The organism is Mycobacterium sp. NGS19, from assembly GCF_059813155.1.
In genome coordinates, this window is the sequence record NZ_JCALEB010000001.1 from 259,240 (window position 1) to 273,270 (window position 14,031).

The 14,031-nt window shown below is 67.6% G+C and carries 15 protein-coding genes and 1 tRNA gene; 10 read left to right on the forward strand and 6 right to left on the reverse strand.

Going from position 1 to position 14,031, the window contains the following annotated elements; translation table 11 throughout:
* Positions 1–54: 54 nt before the first annotated feature.
* Both AC5Y4N_RS01310 and AC5Y4N_RS01315 read right to left on the reverse strand, forming a co-directional pair.
* Positions 55–573 carry a GAF domain-containing protein gene (locus AC5Y4N_RS01310; protein WP_499909393.1) on the reverse strand — a complete coding sequence of 173 codons (519 nt, stop codon included), beginning with the start codon at positions 571–573 and terminating at the stop codon, positions 55–57.
* 68 nt (positions 574–641) lie between these two features.
* Positions 642–1,244, reverse strand: a complete 603-nt coding sequence (locus AC5Y4N_RS01315) for a TetR/AcrR family transcriptional regulator (RefSeq protein WP_499909834.1) — start codon at positions 1,242–1,244, stop codon at positions 642–644.
* A gap of 441 nt (positions 1,245–1,685) precedes the next feature.
* Here AC5Y4N_RS01315 and AC5Y4N_RS01320 point away from each other — a divergent pair.
* The 9 genes from AC5Y4N_RS01320 (at position 1,686) to pth (ending at position 8,342) form a co-directional block, all read left to right on the forward strand.
* Positions 1,686–1,757 (forward strand) — tRNA-Gln (locus tag AC5Y4N_RS01320).
* 46 nt (positions 1,758–1,803) lie between these two features.
* Positions 1,804–2,388, forward strand: coding sequence for a TIGR03086 family metal-binding protein (locus tag AC5Y4N_RS01325; protein WP_499909391.1), 585 nt, complete (start codon positions 1,804–1,806; stop codon positions 2,386–2,388).
* Positions 2,389–2,500: 112 nt separating this feature from the next.
* Entirely contained in the window at positions 2,501–3,955 is a 1,455-nt protein-coding gene (gene glmU / locus AC5Y4N_RS01330; protein WP_499909389.1) for a bifunctional UDP-N-acetylglucosamine diphosphorylase/glucosamine-1-phosphate N-acetyltransferase GlmU, read from the forward strand.
* Between the two features lie 75 nt (positions 3,956–4,030).
* Positions 4,031–5,011 (forward strand): ribose-phosphate diphosphokinase, encoded by a 981-nt coding sequence (locus AC5Y4N_RS01335; RefSeq protein WP_499909387.1) that lies wholly within the window; start codon positions 4,031–4,033, stop codon positions 5,009–5,011.
* On the forward strand, positions 5,011–5,364 hold the full coding sequence (arsC, locus tag AC5Y4N_RS01340; RefSeq protein ID WP_499909385.1) for an arsenate reductase (glutaredoxin): 354 nt from the start codon (positions 5,011–5,013) through the stop codon (positions 5,362–5,364). The genes AC5Y4N_RS01335 and arsC overlap by 1 nt, the downstream gene beginning before the upstream one ends.
* Positions 5,361–5,990: an LpqN/LpqT family lipoprotein gene (locus AC5Y4N_RS01345; protein WP_499909383.1), complete on the forward strand. Its 630-nt coding sequence runs from the start codon at positions 5,361–5,363 to the stop codon at positions 5,988–5,990. The genes arsC and AC5Y4N_RS01345 overlap by 4 nt, the downstream gene beginning before the upstream one ends.
* Positions 5,991–6,114: 124 nt before the next feature.
* Positions 6,115–6,981, forward strand: coding sequence for an oxidoreductase (locus tag AC5Y4N_RS01350; RefSeq protein ID WP_499909381.1), 867 nt, complete (start codon positions 6,115–6,117; stop codon positions 6,979–6,981).
* Positions 6,982–7,103: 122 nt separating this feature from the next.
* Positions 7,104–7,760: a 50S ribosomal protein L25/general stress protein Ctc gene (locus tag AC5Y4N_RS01355; protein WP_499909379.1), complete on the forward strand. Its 657-nt coding sequence runs from the start codon at positions 7,104–7,106 to the stop codon at positions 7,758–7,760.
* A gap of 3 nt (positions 7,761–7,763) precedes the next feature.
* Positions 7,764–8,342: an aminoacyl-tRNA hydrolase gene (pth, locus tag AC5Y4N_RS01360; RefSeq protein WP_499909377.1), complete on the forward strand. Its 579-nt coding sequence runs from the start codon at positions 7,764–7,766 to the stop codon at positions 8,340–8,342.
* 93 nt (positions 8,343–8,435) lie between these two features.
* Here the strand turns inward: pth and AC5Y4N_RS01365 are convergent, their stop codons facing one another.
* The gene (locus AC5Y4N_RS01365) at positions 8,436–9,284 is read right to left on the reverse strand and encodes an ABC transporter permease (protein WP_499909375.1); all 849 of its coding nucleotides are present in this window, start codon (positions 9,282–9,284) and stop codon (positions 8,436–8,438) included.
* Positions 9,281–10,258, reverse strand: a complete 978-nt coding sequence (locus tag AC5Y4N_RS01370) for an ATP-binding cassette domain-containing protein (RefSeq protein ID WP_499909373.1) — start codon at positions 10,256–10,258, stop codon at positions 9,281–9,283. The genes AC5Y4N_RS01365 and AC5Y4N_RS01370 overlap by 4 nt, the downstream gene beginning before the upstream one ends.
* Before the next feature lie 75 nt (positions 10,259–10,333).
* Here AC5Y4N_RS01370 and AC5Y4N_RS01375 point away from each other — a divergent pair, with 75 nt between their 5' ends.
* Positions 10,334–11,245: an EamA family transporter gene (locus AC5Y4N_RS01375; RefSeq protein ID WP_499909371.1), complete on the forward strand. Its 912-nt coding sequence runs from the start codon at positions 10,334–10,336 to the stop codon at positions 11,243–11,245.
* A gap of 121 nt (positions 11,246–11,366) precedes the next feature.
* Here AC5Y4N_RS01375 and AC5Y4N_RS01380 read toward each other — a convergent pair whose 3' ends face one another.
* Both AC5Y4N_RS01380 and AC5Y4N_RS01385 read right to left on the reverse strand, forming a co-directional pair.
* Positions 11,367–12,062: a C39 family peptidase gene (locus AC5Y4N_RS01380; protein WP_499909832.1), complete on the reverse strand. Its 696-nt coding sequence runs from the start codon at positions 12,060–12,062 to the stop codon at positions 11,367–11,369.
* Positions 12,063–12,359: 297 nt separating this feature from the next.
* On the reverse strand, positions 12,360–13,994 hold the full coding sequence (locus AC5Y4N_RS01385) for a fatty acyl-AMP ligase (RefSeq protein WP_499909369.1): 1,635 nt from the start codon (positions 13,992–13,994) through the stop codon (positions 12,360–12,362).
* Between the last annotated feature and the right edge of the window lie 37 nt (positions 13,995–14,031).

Consider the following 14,031-nt stretch of genomic DNA (forward strand, 5'->3'; position numbering starts at 1 on the left):
CGCGCCAAAGCCGTTGCGGTGCCGCCCAAATCCGACGCGGCGACGGCGCCGAGGTCAGGCCGGCGCGGTGGCCCAGGCAGGTTTGAAGCTGGGATCGGGCAGCCCGTCGGGGAAGCGCCGAAGTTCGCGTGCCGCCAGGTCGGCCAGGCGTTCGATGGCTGCCACCACCTCTGGCGTCGGCCGTCCCGGCCGCGACCAGTACACCCCGACGGCGCCCAGCGGTTCGGGCGCCAGCATCGGCGCCATCACGAGGCTGCGGACGAACGTCGGGCGGTAGGCCTCCTGCGGGATGCGTTCGTCGTGGCGGATGTCGCCGATCGCCACGGCCGTGCGGTGCATCATGGCCCAACCGCTGATACATGCCGACGCCGGAAAGCGTTGACCCTTCCACAGCGGGCTCATCGAGTCTTCGTCGGCGTAGTAGCAGCAGTCGCCGTCGAGCAGCACGAACGTCGCGCCTTGGGCGTCGGCGAGGCGGCGGGCGGCGACCTTGACCCTCTGCTGAAGATCTTCCAGCCGGCCGGCAGCCTGCAGCTCGTGGGCGAGAAGGTGGAACTCGGGGGTGTCAGTCACGGCTAGCTCCCTGCGGAAGCACCCATGGTAACGCCGTGGGGTGGCTGGCAGAAGGCTGTCTATTCGTCCTATTCGTCGTGCAGGACCGGGTCGTCTTCGAGGTGCATCAGCCCGTTCCAGCACAGGTTCACCAAATGCGCGGCCACCACTTCCTTCTTCGGCTCGCGTACGTCCAGCCACCACTGGGCCGTCATCGACACCGAACCGACGAGCGCCTGCGCGTACAACGGCGCCATCTCGGGGTCCAGGCCGCGCCGGGAGAAGTCGCCGGCCAGGATCGACGACACTTGGTTGACGGCCTCGTTGAGCAGCGTCGAATACGTTCCCGAGGTGATGCCGACCGGGGAGTCGCGGGTCAGGATGCGGAAGCCGTCCGTGCGTTCGTCGACGTAGCTGAGCAGCGCCAGCGCGACGCGCTCGATGCGCAGCCGCGACCGGTTGTTGGTGGACTTGGTCAGCGACGAGGTGATGCCGTCGAGCAGTGCGGACATTTCACGGTCGACGACGACGGCGTACAGGCCCTCCTTGCCGCCGAAGTGTTCGTAGACGACGGGCTTGGACACGTTCGCCCGCTGGGCGATCTCCTCGATCGAAGTGCCTTCGTAGCCGCGCTCGGCGAACAGCGACCGGGCGACGTCGATGAGCTGATGGCGGCGCTCTGCCCCGGTCATGCGAGCGCGGGGGGCGCGCGCTTCCTTGTCTGGTGCCGCCACGGAGCCAGGTTACGCTTTCAGCTTCAGCGCGCGGCAACCTGCTTCTTGCCGTACACGCGTTCCCTCCTCGCCGTGTCCTCCGAACAAGTCGGCCTTGATGCTTTCTTATCGACCCGGAACAGGAACCGGAGCCAACCATGGCGTTGCTGCGGCGTCTTTATCGTCTGACCAATTCCGAAGCCGATGTTTCGTTACGCCTTTTGCACGGCCACGAGCTGAAGCAGATATCCGAAGAACTGTGTGTTTCGCTGACGACGGTCGCACTCATCTGCAGCACATCTTCGAGAAAACGGACACCCACCGGCAAGCTGAGCTGGTTCGGCTGCTGCTCGTGCTCACTCCCTGATCACGAGCCGGCCCTAGAGGTTCGGTTAGAGTCACGCTGACGCTGGTGAACAGTCCGTCGTGGTGTAATCGGCAGCACATCAGATTTTGGTTCTGAGAGTTCAGGTTCGAGTCCTGGCGACGGAGCGAGGCTGGCCCGAGCGACAATCGGCACGGAGCGAGGCTTGCCATGATGGACGAGACGACCGCGCACATCGACGTACTCGCTGCAGAGGCGCTGCGGTTCCTGCTCACAGCCGTCGAGCAGATCCTGCCGGATAGCTGGGACCGGCCGTCGAACCTCGAGAACTGGACCATCCGCGAGCTCGTCGGCCACGCCACGGGCAGCGCGGCGAAGATCGTCGCGCTCTTCGAGGGCGCAGATCTGTGGGGCCGTTCGGAGCCGGCGGATTGGGTGAGCGAAAACCCGGCCGCACGGCTTCGCGACCTGTCGGCGCGGTTGCGGGACGTGTCGACTGATCCCGACCTCGAGGCGCCGCGTCCGTCACCTGCAGGTGAGGTGCCGCTGCGCCAGGCATTGGCCTTCCCCGTCGCGGACCTGGCAATTCACAGCTGGGATATCTACCGCTCGCAGGGCAGGCTGATCGAGCTGCCCGATGAGTTGCTGCGCTTCTGCTGCCAGCTCGTGGAGTCGATCCCCGAGGAGTTGACGCGACGCCCGGGAGCCTTCGGACCGGCCAAACCCGCGCCGGACGACGCGACGCCGACGGCCCGGCTGATGGCCTATCTCGGGCGCTCGGTCGACGACCCCAATTGATTGGCGTCAACTTTTTGCCGCGAGCGTGCACAAAATGACACGCTTGACGGCGTGTCGGTGAACAGACACGCACGCTCGCGATGTGGGGGCGAACGCAAGGCGGGAGGTCCTGGTGACTGAACATTCCGATACGGCCGTGATCGTGCTGGCCGCCGGGGCAGGCACCCGCATGAAGTCCGACACCCCCAAAGTGCTGCACACACTGGCCGGCCGCAGCATGTTGGCACACCTGCTGCACTCGGTAGGCAAACTCGCGCCGCAGCACCTGGTCGTGGTGCTCGGCCAGGACCGCGACCGGATCGCCCCGGCCGTCGCCGAACTGGCGCAGGAGCTGGGCCGCCCGATCGAGGTCGCGGTGCAGGATCAACAGCTGGGCACCGGCCACGCGACGGCGTGCGGCCTTGATGCGCTTCCGGACGGGTTCGACGGCATCGTCGTCGTCACCTCGGGGGACATCCCGCTGTTGGACGCCGACACGCTGGCCGAGCTCGTCGCAACCCATCGCGCCGAGCCGGCGGCGGTCACCGTGGTCACCACGACGCTGCCCGACCCGACGGGCTATGGCCGCATCCTGCGCACCCAGGACCGCGAGGTGATCGCGATCGTCGAGCAGGCCGACGCGACGGCCTCGCAGCGCGAGATCCGCGAAGTCAACGCCGGCGTCTACGCGTTCGACCTTGCGGCGCTGCGCTCCGCGCTGAGCCGGCTGCGTGACGACAACGCCCAACATGAGCGCTACCTCACCGACGTGGTGTCGATCGTCCGCCAAGACGGCCTGACCGTGCACGCCCAGCACGTCGACGACGCGATGCTGGTGGCCGGCGTCAACGACCGCGTTCAGCTGTCCATGCTGGCGGCGGAATTCAACCGCCGCATCGTCGCGGACCATCAGCGCGCGGGTGTCACCGTCACCGATCCGGCAACCACGTGGATCGACGTCGACGTGACGATCGGCCGCGACGCCGTGATCCAGCCCGGCACGCAGCTGCTGGGTCGGACGCGCGTCGGCGAACGCGCCGCGATCGGACCGGACACCACGCTGGTCGACGTGACCGTCGGCGCCGGCGCCTCGGTGGTGCGCACGCACGGCGTGTCGTCGACGATCGGCGACAACGCCCAGGTCGGGCCGTTCACGTACCTGCGGCCGGGCACAGTGCTGGGCGCCGACGGCAAGCTGGGCGCTTTCGTCGAAACCAAGAACGCCACGATCGGCACCGGAAGCAAGGTGCCGCACCTGACGTACGTCGGCGACGCCGACATCGGCGAGCACACCAACATCGGCGCGTCCAGCGTGTTCGTCAACTACGACGGCCAGACCAAGCATCGCACCAAAGTGGGATCGCACGTGCGCACCGGCTCGGACACGATGTTTGTCGCACCGGTGACCATCGGCGACGGCGCGTATACGGGTGCCGGCACGGTTATCCGTGAGGATGTGCCGCCGGGCGCGCTGGCCGTCTCGGCGGGTCCGCAGCGCAACATCGAGGGCTGGGTGGCCCGCAACCGGCCGGGTTCGGCGGCGGACGAGGCGGCGCGTAAGGCAACTGCAGACGAGGAAAGAACCTGATCCGGTCACCCGTTATTCGCGTGCCCGCAACCACGTACCATTGGGCCGACATTCCCGACGAATCGGCGAGGCACCGTGGGCACCGACTGGACCGATAACCGCAAGAACCTGATGCTCTTTGCGGGCCGCGCGCACCCTGAGCTCGCCGAAGAGGTGGCCAAGGAGCTCGACGTCCAGGTCACCGCGCAGACGGCCCGCGATTTTGCGAACGGCGAGATCTTCGTCCGCTTCGAGGAGTCCGTCCGCGGCTGCGACGCGTTCGTGCTGCAGTCCCATCCCGCGCCGCTGAACAAGTGGCTGATGGAGCAGCTGCTGATGCTCGACGCGCTCAAGCGGGGCAGTGCCAAGCGCATCACGGCGATCGTGCCGTTCTACCCCTATGCGCGGCAGGACAAGAAGCACCGCGGCCGCGAGCCGATCTCGGCTCGGCTCGTCGCCGACCTGCTCAAGACGGCCGGCGCTGACCGCATCGTCACCGTCGACCTGCATACCGACCAGATCCAGGGCTTCTTCGACGGGCCGGTGGACCACATGCGGGCGCAGAACCTGCTCACCGGCTACATCAAGGACAACTACTCGACCGACGACATGGTGGTGGTCTCCCCCGACTCCGGTCGCGTGCGCATCGCCGAGAAGTGGGCCGATTCGCTGGGCGGCGTTCCGCTGGCGTTCATCCACAAGACCCGCGATCCGCGCGTGCCGAATCAGGTCGTGTCCAACCGCGTGGTCGGTGACGTGCAGGGGCGTACCTGCGTGCTGATCGACGACATGATCGACACCGGCGGCACCATCGCCGGGGCGGTGAAGCTGCTGCACGACGACGGCGCGCGGGACGTGATCATCGCCGCCACGCACGGCGTGCTGTCCGAACCCGCGGCCGAGCGGCTGCAGGCCAGTGGCGCCAAAGAGGTGATCGTCACCAACACGCTGCCGATCGGCGAAGACAAGCGCTTCCCGCAGCTGACGGTGCTGTCGATCGCGCCCCTGCTGGCCAGTACCATTCGCGCGGTGTTCGAAAACGGTTCGGTGACAGGGCTTTTCGACGGAGAAGCGTGATGGCGGACCGCTCCGCGAGTGTCATCTACCACAACCCCCGGTGCTCGACGTCGCGCAATGCGCTGAAGTTGCTGCAGGACAACGGGATCGAGCCGCAGATCGTCGAGTATCTGAAGACTCCGCCGACACGCGGGCAGCTGGCTGACATGATCCGCGACGCTGGAATTCCGGTGCGCGCAGCGGTGCGTAAAAAAGAGGCGCAGTATTCGGAACTGGGCCTCGACGATGCCAGCGACGACGAGCTGCTGGACGCCATGGCCCAGCATCCGATCCTGATCGAGCGGCCGTTCGTCGTCACCCCGAAGGGCACCCGGCTGGCCCGTCCGGTCGACGTGCTGTACGAGATCTTGTGACGTTGCGCCAGTTCGTATTTGCGGTGGCGGTGCTCTGCGCGGTTGCCGGCTGTACCACCAAGCCGACGGACTATCGAGCGGTGTGGTCGTCGACGCCGGCGACACCGACGCCCACAAGCCAAGCGCCCGTTCCCTTTTCGCAGTATCTGCAGCAGAAAGGCGTCGACGGCACGCCAATGACACCGCAGACGCTGACCGAGTTGACGGTGTCCATGCCGCACCCGCCGGGCTGGGCGGTGGTCACCGACGACAAGCAGCCGTCGGCGTTCGAGATCATCCGCAAAACCGCGGTGGGAACGTTCCAGCCGACCGCAATGCTTTTGGTGTTCAAGCTGACTGGAGCCCCCTTCGATCCCGTCGAGGCGCTCAAGCACGCCTACGAGATGCCCGGCGCAATACAGGAGCCGTTCAACGGCATGCCTTCGGCGAAGATCGAGGCGTCCTACCCCGACACGACCGGCCAGCGGGTGCACCGCTACAACAGGATCGTGATCGCCACGGCGAAGCCGCCCGCGAATCAGCGCTACCTCGTTCAATTCTCGGTGACCACTCTGGCCGATCCGGCGCAGGAATCCGATCCCGACGTGCTGACGATCATCAAGGGATTCACCGTCGCGGTCCGCTGATCCCAGCATGGCCCCGCGGGCGGTGGCTGTACCGCGAGCAGACACCAAATCGCACGATCGAGGTCTTTGCAATGCGATTCTGTGCCTGCTCGCCGCCGGAGGCGACACGTTAGGGGGACTTCTCATGACCGGCTGGACAGCTGCTGACCTTCCCTCCTTCACCGGACGCACTGTGATCGTCACCGGGGCCAACAGCGGCCTCGGACTGGTCACCGCACGCGAATTGGCCCGTGTCGGAGCGCATGTGGTGTTGGCCGTGCGCAACACCGAGAGAGGAGACGAGGCGGCACGGACGATCCGTGGCGACGTCGAGGTGGGCAGACTCGACTTGCAGGATCTGGCGTCGGTGCACGAATTCGCCGCAGGAGTGTCCGCCGTCGACGTGCTGGTGAACAACGCCGGCATCATGGCCGTCCCGCACGCGGTGACCAAGGACGGCTTCGAAAGCCAGATCGGCACAAACCATCTCGGCCACTTCGCCTTGACGAACCTGCTGCTGCCGAAGATCACCGACCGCGTGGTGACGGTGTCGTCGCAGGCACACCAGCTAGGACGGATCGACCTCGACGATCTCAACTGGCAGTCGCGCCGCTACCGGCCGTGGTTGGCTTATGCGCAGTCCAAGCTCGCGAACCTGCTGTTCACCAGCGAGCTGCAGCGGCGCCTGGACGAGGCGGGCTCGGGCGTGCGCGCGCTGGCCGCACACCCCGGCTACTCGGCGACGAACCTGCAGGGCCACTCCGCGAGTCGGCTCAGCGCCGCGCTGATGCGGCTCGGCGCGCGGATCGCCACGGACGCCGACTTCGGGGCGAGGCCAACCCTGTATGCGGTGTCGCAGGACCTGCCCGGCAACACTTACGTCGGCCCGCGATTCGGCTATGTCGGCCGTACTCAGCCGGTGGGCCGCAGTCGACGCGCCCGCAACGCGGACACCGCGAAGGCGCTGTGGGAGCTGTCCGAGCAGCTCACGGGCACCAAATTTCCGCTCTGACGCGCTCATCGGCTACCCTCGGACGACGTCACGGCGAGGGTGGGCAGCCACCGTTATCGACGGAGACCTGCTTGGTTGCTTTCTCCCGCGTCGTGCTCTGAACCGACTACAGGAGCAACCGCATGGCGAAGACCACCACCAACCAGCTGACCGCCGAGGTCCGTACCGAGACCGGCAAGGGCGCGTCGCGGCGCGCTCGTCGCGACGGCAAGGTGCCCGCCGTGCTGTACGGCCACGGCTCTGAGCCGCGCCATCTGCTGTTGTCCGCACACGACTTCGCCGCCGTGCTGCGCAGTTCGGGCGCGAACGCCGTCCTGACATTGGACATCGAGGGCAAGGAACAACTCGCCCTCACCAAGGCGCTCGACATCCACCCCATTCGCCGCAACATCCAGCACGCCGACCTCTTGGTGGTCCGCCGCGGCGAGAAGGTGACGGTGGACGTGAACGTCATCATCGAGGGCGAGCCGGCGCCGGGCACCTTGGTCACGCAGGACGCCACCACGATTCAGATCGAGGCCGAGGCACTGTCGATTCCCGAGCAGCTGATCGTCTCGGTCGAAGGGGCCGAGGAAGGCACCCAAATTCTGGCGAGCCAGGTGGAGCTGCCTCGCGGTGTCACGCTGGTATCCGATCCCGAGACGCTGGTGGTCAACGTGGTCCCTGCGCCGACCGCCGAGCAGATGGAAGCCGAGCCGGCCGAGGCCGCGCAGGCCGCCGCGGAAGGCGCTGGCGGGACGTCAGCGGAAGAGCCGGGCGAAGCGCCCGACAACGAGTAGCTGGTGCCCGAACCCCGACTGCTGGTCGGCCTCGGCAACCCCGGGCCGGTCTACGCCAAGACCCGGCACAACCTCGGGTTCATGGTGGCCGATCTTCTCGCCGCTCGTGCCGGCTCGACCTTCAAGGCGCACAAGAAGTCCGGGGCCGAGGTGGCCACCGGCCGGCTGGCCGGGCGGCCGGTCATCCTGGGCAAGCCGCGCAGTTACATGAACGAGTCGGGGCGGCAGGTCGCGGCGCTGGCGAACTTCTACTCGGCGGCGCCCGGCGAGCTCGTCGTCATTCACGACGAACTCGACATCGACTTCGGCCGCATCCGCCTGAAGTTCGGCGGCGGGGTTGCCGGGCACAACGGCTTGCGCTCGGTCGGTTCTGCTTTGGGCAGCAACGACTTCTACCGGGTGCGGGTGGGCATCGGCCGTCCGCCCGGCCGCAAAGACCCTGCCACGTTCGTGCTGGAAACCTTCACCGCGGCCGAGCGGCCGGAGGTGCCGGTCATCTGCGAGCAGGCCGCCGACGCCACCGAGCTGTTACTCAAGCTGGGCCTGGAAGCCGCCCAAAACCAGGTGCACGCCTGGGACTAGGCGCGGCCACCGCCGCGAGCGTGAGCTCAGCGCGAGAATACGGCGATTTTTTCGCGCTGAGCTCACGTTCGCCGGATGCAGGCCTGACGAGCGTCAATCCGAGGTGCGGCGAGCGTAGGCGCGCAGTGCGATCGGCGCGAAAACCGCCGTCAACACCAGCGACCAGATGATGGTCGCCAGCACCGGGTGGTGCAGCGGCAGCTGAGCCGACGGTGGCGCGGGCGGCCCGTTGCGCCAAAGTTCGCGCATCGCCTGCGCCAGTGATGACACCGGGTTCCACTCAGCGATCACCCGAAGCCAGTGCGACATCGGCTCCGTGGGCGCAAACGTATTGGCCAGGAAGGTGATTGGGAACAGCAGTGTGAACATGACGCCGTTCACAGCCTCCACCGTCCGCATCAGCGAGCCGACGAGGATGCCGAACCAGATGATGCCGAACCCGAACACCAGGACAAGCGCGAACGCCAGCACTGCCTCCGCGATGCTGCCGCGGATCCGCCAGCCGATGGCCAGGCCGGTCAGGGCCATCACGACCATGCCGATCGACGAGTGCAGGAGGCTGGCCACGCTGCGGCCGATCAGCACCGACGACCGCGCGATCGGCAGTGAGCGGAACCGGTCCATGATGCCCTTCTCGATGTCGTTGGTGATTCCCGCCGCGACGACGAACGCACTGAACACGATGGTCTGCGCCTGAATCCCCGCCAGCAGGAACTCGCGGTAGGACGGACCGCCGGTGTTGGTGATCGACGCGCCGAACACAAAGGCGAACAGCAGCACGAACATGATCGGTTGTGCGGTCACGTCGCTGAGCATCTCAGGCATGCGTTTGGTGTGAATCATATTGCGTTTCACCATGATCCACGACTGCTGCGCAATGTTTGTGCGATGCGTCTCCGGCCGGCGCGCCTGGGTGGGCAGCTTTTGCGTCACAGCGGTCATGCCGGTTCCTCCTGTTGTTCGGGTTCGGTGCGGCGACCCGTCAGCGACAGGAACACATCGTCGAGGCTGGGCCGTGACAACCCGATGTCGTCGACCTCGATCTCGCTGTCGCGCAACCAGCCCGCCACCCGAGTCATGTCCTCGAGGCCGTTGGCCGCGGCGGTCAATTCGCGGGCGCCGGCGTCGACGAACACCTCCGAACCGGTCTTGCGCAGCAGCGCCGCCGCGGCCGCCAGATCCTCCGAACGTGTCACCGTGACCACCAGGCTGGCGTTGCCCGCCTGCTGCTTGAGTTGCAGCGGCGTGCCTTCCGCGATGATCCGGCCTTTGTCCATCACCACGATGTTGTCGGCCAGCTGATCGGCCTCCTCGAGGTACTGCGTGGTGAGCAGCAGCGTGGTGCCCTCGCGCACCAGCCCGCGCAGCACCTCCCACAACTCGTTGCGGCTACGGGGATCCAGGCCCGTGGTGGGCTCGTCGAGGAACAGCACCGGCGGACCGGCCAGCAAGCTGACGGCCAGGTCCAGACGCCGGCGCATGCCGCCGGAATACGACTTCACGGGCCGGTCAGCCGCATCGGCGAGCGAAAACTGTTGCAGCAGTTCGTCACTCAACCGGGCCAGCTCGCGGCGGCGGATGCCGTAGAGGCCGCCGATCATCCTGATGTTCTCGCGGCCGGTGAGCAGCTCGTCGACGGTGGCTACCTGACCGGTCAGACCCATGTTGCGCCGCACCATGTCCGGCTGCTCGCGCACGTCGTAACCCGCGACCCGCGCCGTGCCGCTGGTGGGCAGCGTCAGTGTGGTCATCATCCGCACCGTGGTGGTCTTGCCGGCGCCGTTGGGGCCCAGCAGGCCGAGCACCGTGCCCTGCGGCACGGTGAAACTCACGCCGTCGACGGCCGGAGGCTGCCCGGCGGCGCCGAACCTCTTGACCAGTTCGATCGCCTCGATGGCCGGGCCGGAAGCAGACATACCTCGACCGTAACGATTGGCACCGACGGGTGGCCAATCGTTTTCAGCGGCGCGGCATCCCGTTGAATGCCAGCCATGGCCCGCAACAGCGCAGCCGTCGGCGCGTCGATGGCGCTCGTGTCGATGTCGTGCGTGCAGCTGGGCCTCGCCGCCTCGGTGGCACTGATCGACCGGATCGGCGCCGAGGGCGCAGCCTGGCTTCGGCTCGCGTGGGCGGGCCCGCTTCTGCTGATCGCGGTCCGCCCGCAGCGGGCAGCGTTCACTCGCCGAGCCTTCGTCAGCTGCGTGGTACTCGGCGTGGTCACGGCCGGCATCACGACGCTGTTCATGGCTGCGCTGGACCGCATACCGATGGGCACGGCCAGTGCGCTGGAGTTCCTCGGTCCGCTGGGTGTCGCGGTGGTCAAGGGCCGCAGCCGGCTCTGGCCGTTGCTGGCCGCGGTCGGGGTGGTGCTGCTGACTCAGCCGTGGACGGGCACGGTGGACTTCGTCGGGGTGGCATTCGCGCTCGCCGCCGGGCTGTGCTGGGCGGCCTACATTCTGCTGACGCAGCGCGTCGGTGACGACGTGGCCGGGATTGCCGGTCTCGCGGTGTCCATGCCGGTGGCTGCGTTGACCGCCACTGCGGTGGCGGGCCCCTCGGTTCTGGCACGGCTGACCCCTGGCCTGCTGCTGACCGGGCTGGGTTTGGCGCTGCTGCTGCCGGTGATTCCGTTCGTGCTGGAGCTGCTTGCGCTGCGCCGGCTGACGGCCGCCGCGTTCGGCACGCTGATGAGCCTGGAGCCGGCGTTCGCGTTGCTCATCGGGTTGGTGGTCCTGGGTCAGGTGCCCAATGGCGCCGCGGTCGCCGGGATCGCGTTCGTGGTGACGGCCGGCGTCGGCGCCGCCCGCTCCGGCGGCCGATCGGGTGCGTCAGGATTCGTTCTGCCGCCAGGTGAACAGGTCCTCGAGGTTAATCCCCCGCACCGCGGTGACGAAATGCCCTGAGTCACCTTGTTTTCGTGTCGGTTGGACCCACCGCGCTACCGAGTTCTGCAGCAGGGCTGCGGCTCGGGCCGATGAACAGCCCTGGTGCAGAATTCGGCGCAGCTCAGGCCGGGGTGCGCGGTTACGTGCCGGTCTCCTCGGTGACCACCATTCCGTAGTCGCCGGTCTTCCAGGCCTTCATGAAGGTGGCCACGGGAACCTTCTCGTCGCGGCCGGTGTCGGTGCCGCTGTCGTTGAGATGCACGATGCCGTTCTTCGAATCGACGCCGGTGACGACGACAGCGTGGTCGGCCTCGTCGCGCGGTCCGTCCTCGTTCCAGACGGTTTCGGCGTTGACGCCGACGATCACCTTGTGGCCGCCGGCCAGATACTTCTTCAACGCCGCCATGCCGGTGTCGACGCCGGTCTGCTCGGCCTGCTCGGTATCGGTGATCTGACCGTGGATGCCGAAGTGCGCCAGCAGCACCACCTCGTCCTCACCGGAGGTGCCGTTGCCGCTGTTCGGATCGTCTGGGTCCGACGGCCGGATGTAAATCGAGCCGGGATGGGTCTTGGACGGCGTGTGCTCGGCGAGCTCGATCATCTCCTTCTCGGTGGGCATGTGGCCGGTGATCTGGCCGACCACACTGGCCACGGACATCAGCGCGCAGTCGTCGAGGGTTTGCGGCGCCCAGTACCGGGCGGCCGCGGCCGGGTCGCCGTACATGCCGGTAGTGGTGGGCTCGATGGCCGGCGACGGCGCGGCCGTCGCGGGGCCGGCAAGCGCGACGCCGGCGGTGCCGAACACGGCTGCCGCGCTGATGACGCCGGCAACCACAGTGCTGCGGGCCGAGGCTGCGATCCGGGCAGTGAAGACGTTGCTCACAGGCTTTCCTTTTCTCGTAGCCGCCGCGGCGGCGTGGGCTGTTGAGAAAAGGTTCGGATGCTGCCCTTGACGGATTCTCAATGAATCCTTGGCGCGCGCTCACCGGAGCGCGAACGTGCGCCGATGCACGGGCTGACGCGGCGTGTCGCTGTGCAAACACGCGCGCTCGCGGAGCTAGCTGACACGCGCGCTCGCGGAGCTAGCTGACGAGCGCGCTCGCGGAGCTAGCTGACGAGCGCGCTCGCGGAGCTAGCTGACGAGCGCGACCGAGTTGGCCCGGCGCAGCTTGCCCGACGGCGTCTTGGGGATGGTGCCGGGGCCGAGAACCACGACGTTGCGCGGACGGACGTCGACCTCGCGCACCACTTCGCGGGCAACCTCGTGCTCGATACGGCGCACCTCGGCCGGGTCCTCCCAGGCATTCGACTCGACAGCCACCGCGAACGTCTCGCGGGAATGGCCGGCGTCAAGGCGCACGGCGACCGCGCACCCGGGTCGCACGCCTTCGACGCGGCAGGCTGCGCGCTCGATGTCGGTCGGGTAGATGTTGCGGCCGGCCATGATGATGACGTCCTTGACGCGGCCGCAGACGACGATGTGACCGTTTTCCATCAGGTAGCCGAGATCGCCGGTGTCGTACCAGCCGTGCCGGTCCTGCGCGGGCACGAAGCCGCCCATCGTGACGTAGCCGGGGGTGAGCGCCTCGCCGCGCAGCTCGATGATGCCCACGCCGCGGGGCGGCAGCACGTTGCCGTCCTCGTCGACGATCCGCGCCTCGAGGTCGCGCAGCAGCGGGCCCAGCGATGCCAACCGGCGGGTGTTGCCCTTGGTGGCGGGCACCGCGCGGCGAAGCGCGGCCAGCAGGTCGGCGTCGACCTCGTCGACCACCAGGCCCGCGCCGCACTCGGAGAACGAGACCGCCAGCGTGGTCTCGGCCATCCCGTAGGCGGGCAGGATCGCCTCAGGCCGCAGTCCGAACGGCTTGCCGGCGTCGATGAGGTCTTCGACGTCGGCCGGTTCGACCGGCTCGGCACCAGATAGCGCGAACCGCAGTGTCGAAAGGTCGAATTCACCCGGCTTGGCTTGCCGGCGCAGCCGCTTGGCGAACAGCGCGTACGCGAAGTTCGGAGCGGCGGTCATGGTGCCCTTGTACTTGTCGATCAGCCGGGCCCACAGCAGCGTGTCGCGCAGGAAGTCCAACGGGGTGACCTTGACCAGCTCGGCGCCGAAATACATTGGCACCGTCAGGAATCCGATCATGCCCATGTCGTGGAAGCACGGCAGCCAACTGACCATCACGTCGTTGTCGACGTCGTACTTCGCGCCGATGAACATGGCCTCGGCGTTGGAATAGATGTTGCGGTGGGTGATCACCACGGCCTTGGGCGACCCGGTGGACCCCGAGGTCAGCTGCATCAGCGCGACGTCGTCCTCGCTGGTGTCGACCGGATCGATGGGTGCGGCTTCCAGCAGCTTGTCAACGGTAAGCACCTTGACGCCGCGGTCCTCCAGCACCGGGATGGCTGCCAGGAACGGCTCGGAGACCACGACGGCCTTGGCCTCGATCATGTCGATGACGGTGGTGGTGTCCAGCGCCCACATCGCCAGGTCGGTGCGCGGGGTGGGCTGGTGCAGCATGGTCAGGCTGGCGCCGCGCATCCACAGCGCCTGTGCAGTCGGCGCGATCTCCACCGGGGCACCGGCCAGCACGCCGACCGCGTCACCGTGCCCGACGCCGGCCGCGGCCAAACCGCCCGCGATCCGGCGGGCCTTCTCGTGTACCTCGCCCCAGGTGTGGCGGACCGGAGCATGCGGTTCACCCGTCACCATGCCCCGGGTGGTGCTCAGGGCGTTGCGGTACATCTTCTCGGTGAATCTGCTCACGACGACCTCCTGGGTTCGGCACCCGCCGGCTCAGGCG

What these genes read in the sequence shown, in the direction of transcription:
- AC5Y4N_RS01370 (WP_499909373.1), bottom strand. Translation starts at nt 10,258, where the DNA reads ATGTCTGCTTCCGGCCCGGCCATCGAGGCGATCGAACTGGTCAAGAGG.
- AC5Y4N_RS01355 (WP_499909379.1), top strand. Translation starts at nt 7,104, where the DNA reads ATGGCGAAGACCACCACCAACCAGCTGACCGCCGAGGTCCGTACCGAG.
- arsC (WP_499909385.1), top strand. Translation starts at nt 5,011, where the DNA reads ATGGCGGACCGCTCCGCGAGTGTCATCTACCACAACCCCCGGTGCTCG.
- AC5Y4N_RS01375 (WP_499909371.1), top strand. Translation starts at nt 10,334, where the DNA reads ATGGCCCGCAACAGCGCAGCCGTCGGCGCGTCGATGGCGCTCGTGTCG.
- AC5Y4N_RS01350 (WP_499909381.1), top strand. Translation starts at nt 6,115, where the DNA reads ATGACCGGCTGGACAGCTGCTGACCTTCCCTCCTTCACCGGACGCACT.
- AC5Y4N_RS01365 (WP_499909375.1), bottom strand. Translation starts at nt 9,284, where the DNA reads ATGACCGCTGTGACGCAAAAGCTGCCCACCCAGGCGCGCCGGCCGGAG.
- AC5Y4N_RS01315 (WP_499909834.1), bottom strand. Translation starts at nt 1,244, where the DNA reads ATGACCGGGGCAGAGCGCCGCCATCAGCTCATCGACGTCGCCCGGTCG.
- AC5Y4N_RS01325 (WP_499909391.1), top strand. Translation starts at nt 1,804, where the DNA reads ATGGACGAGACGACCGCGCACATCGACGTACTCGCTGCAGAGGCGCTG.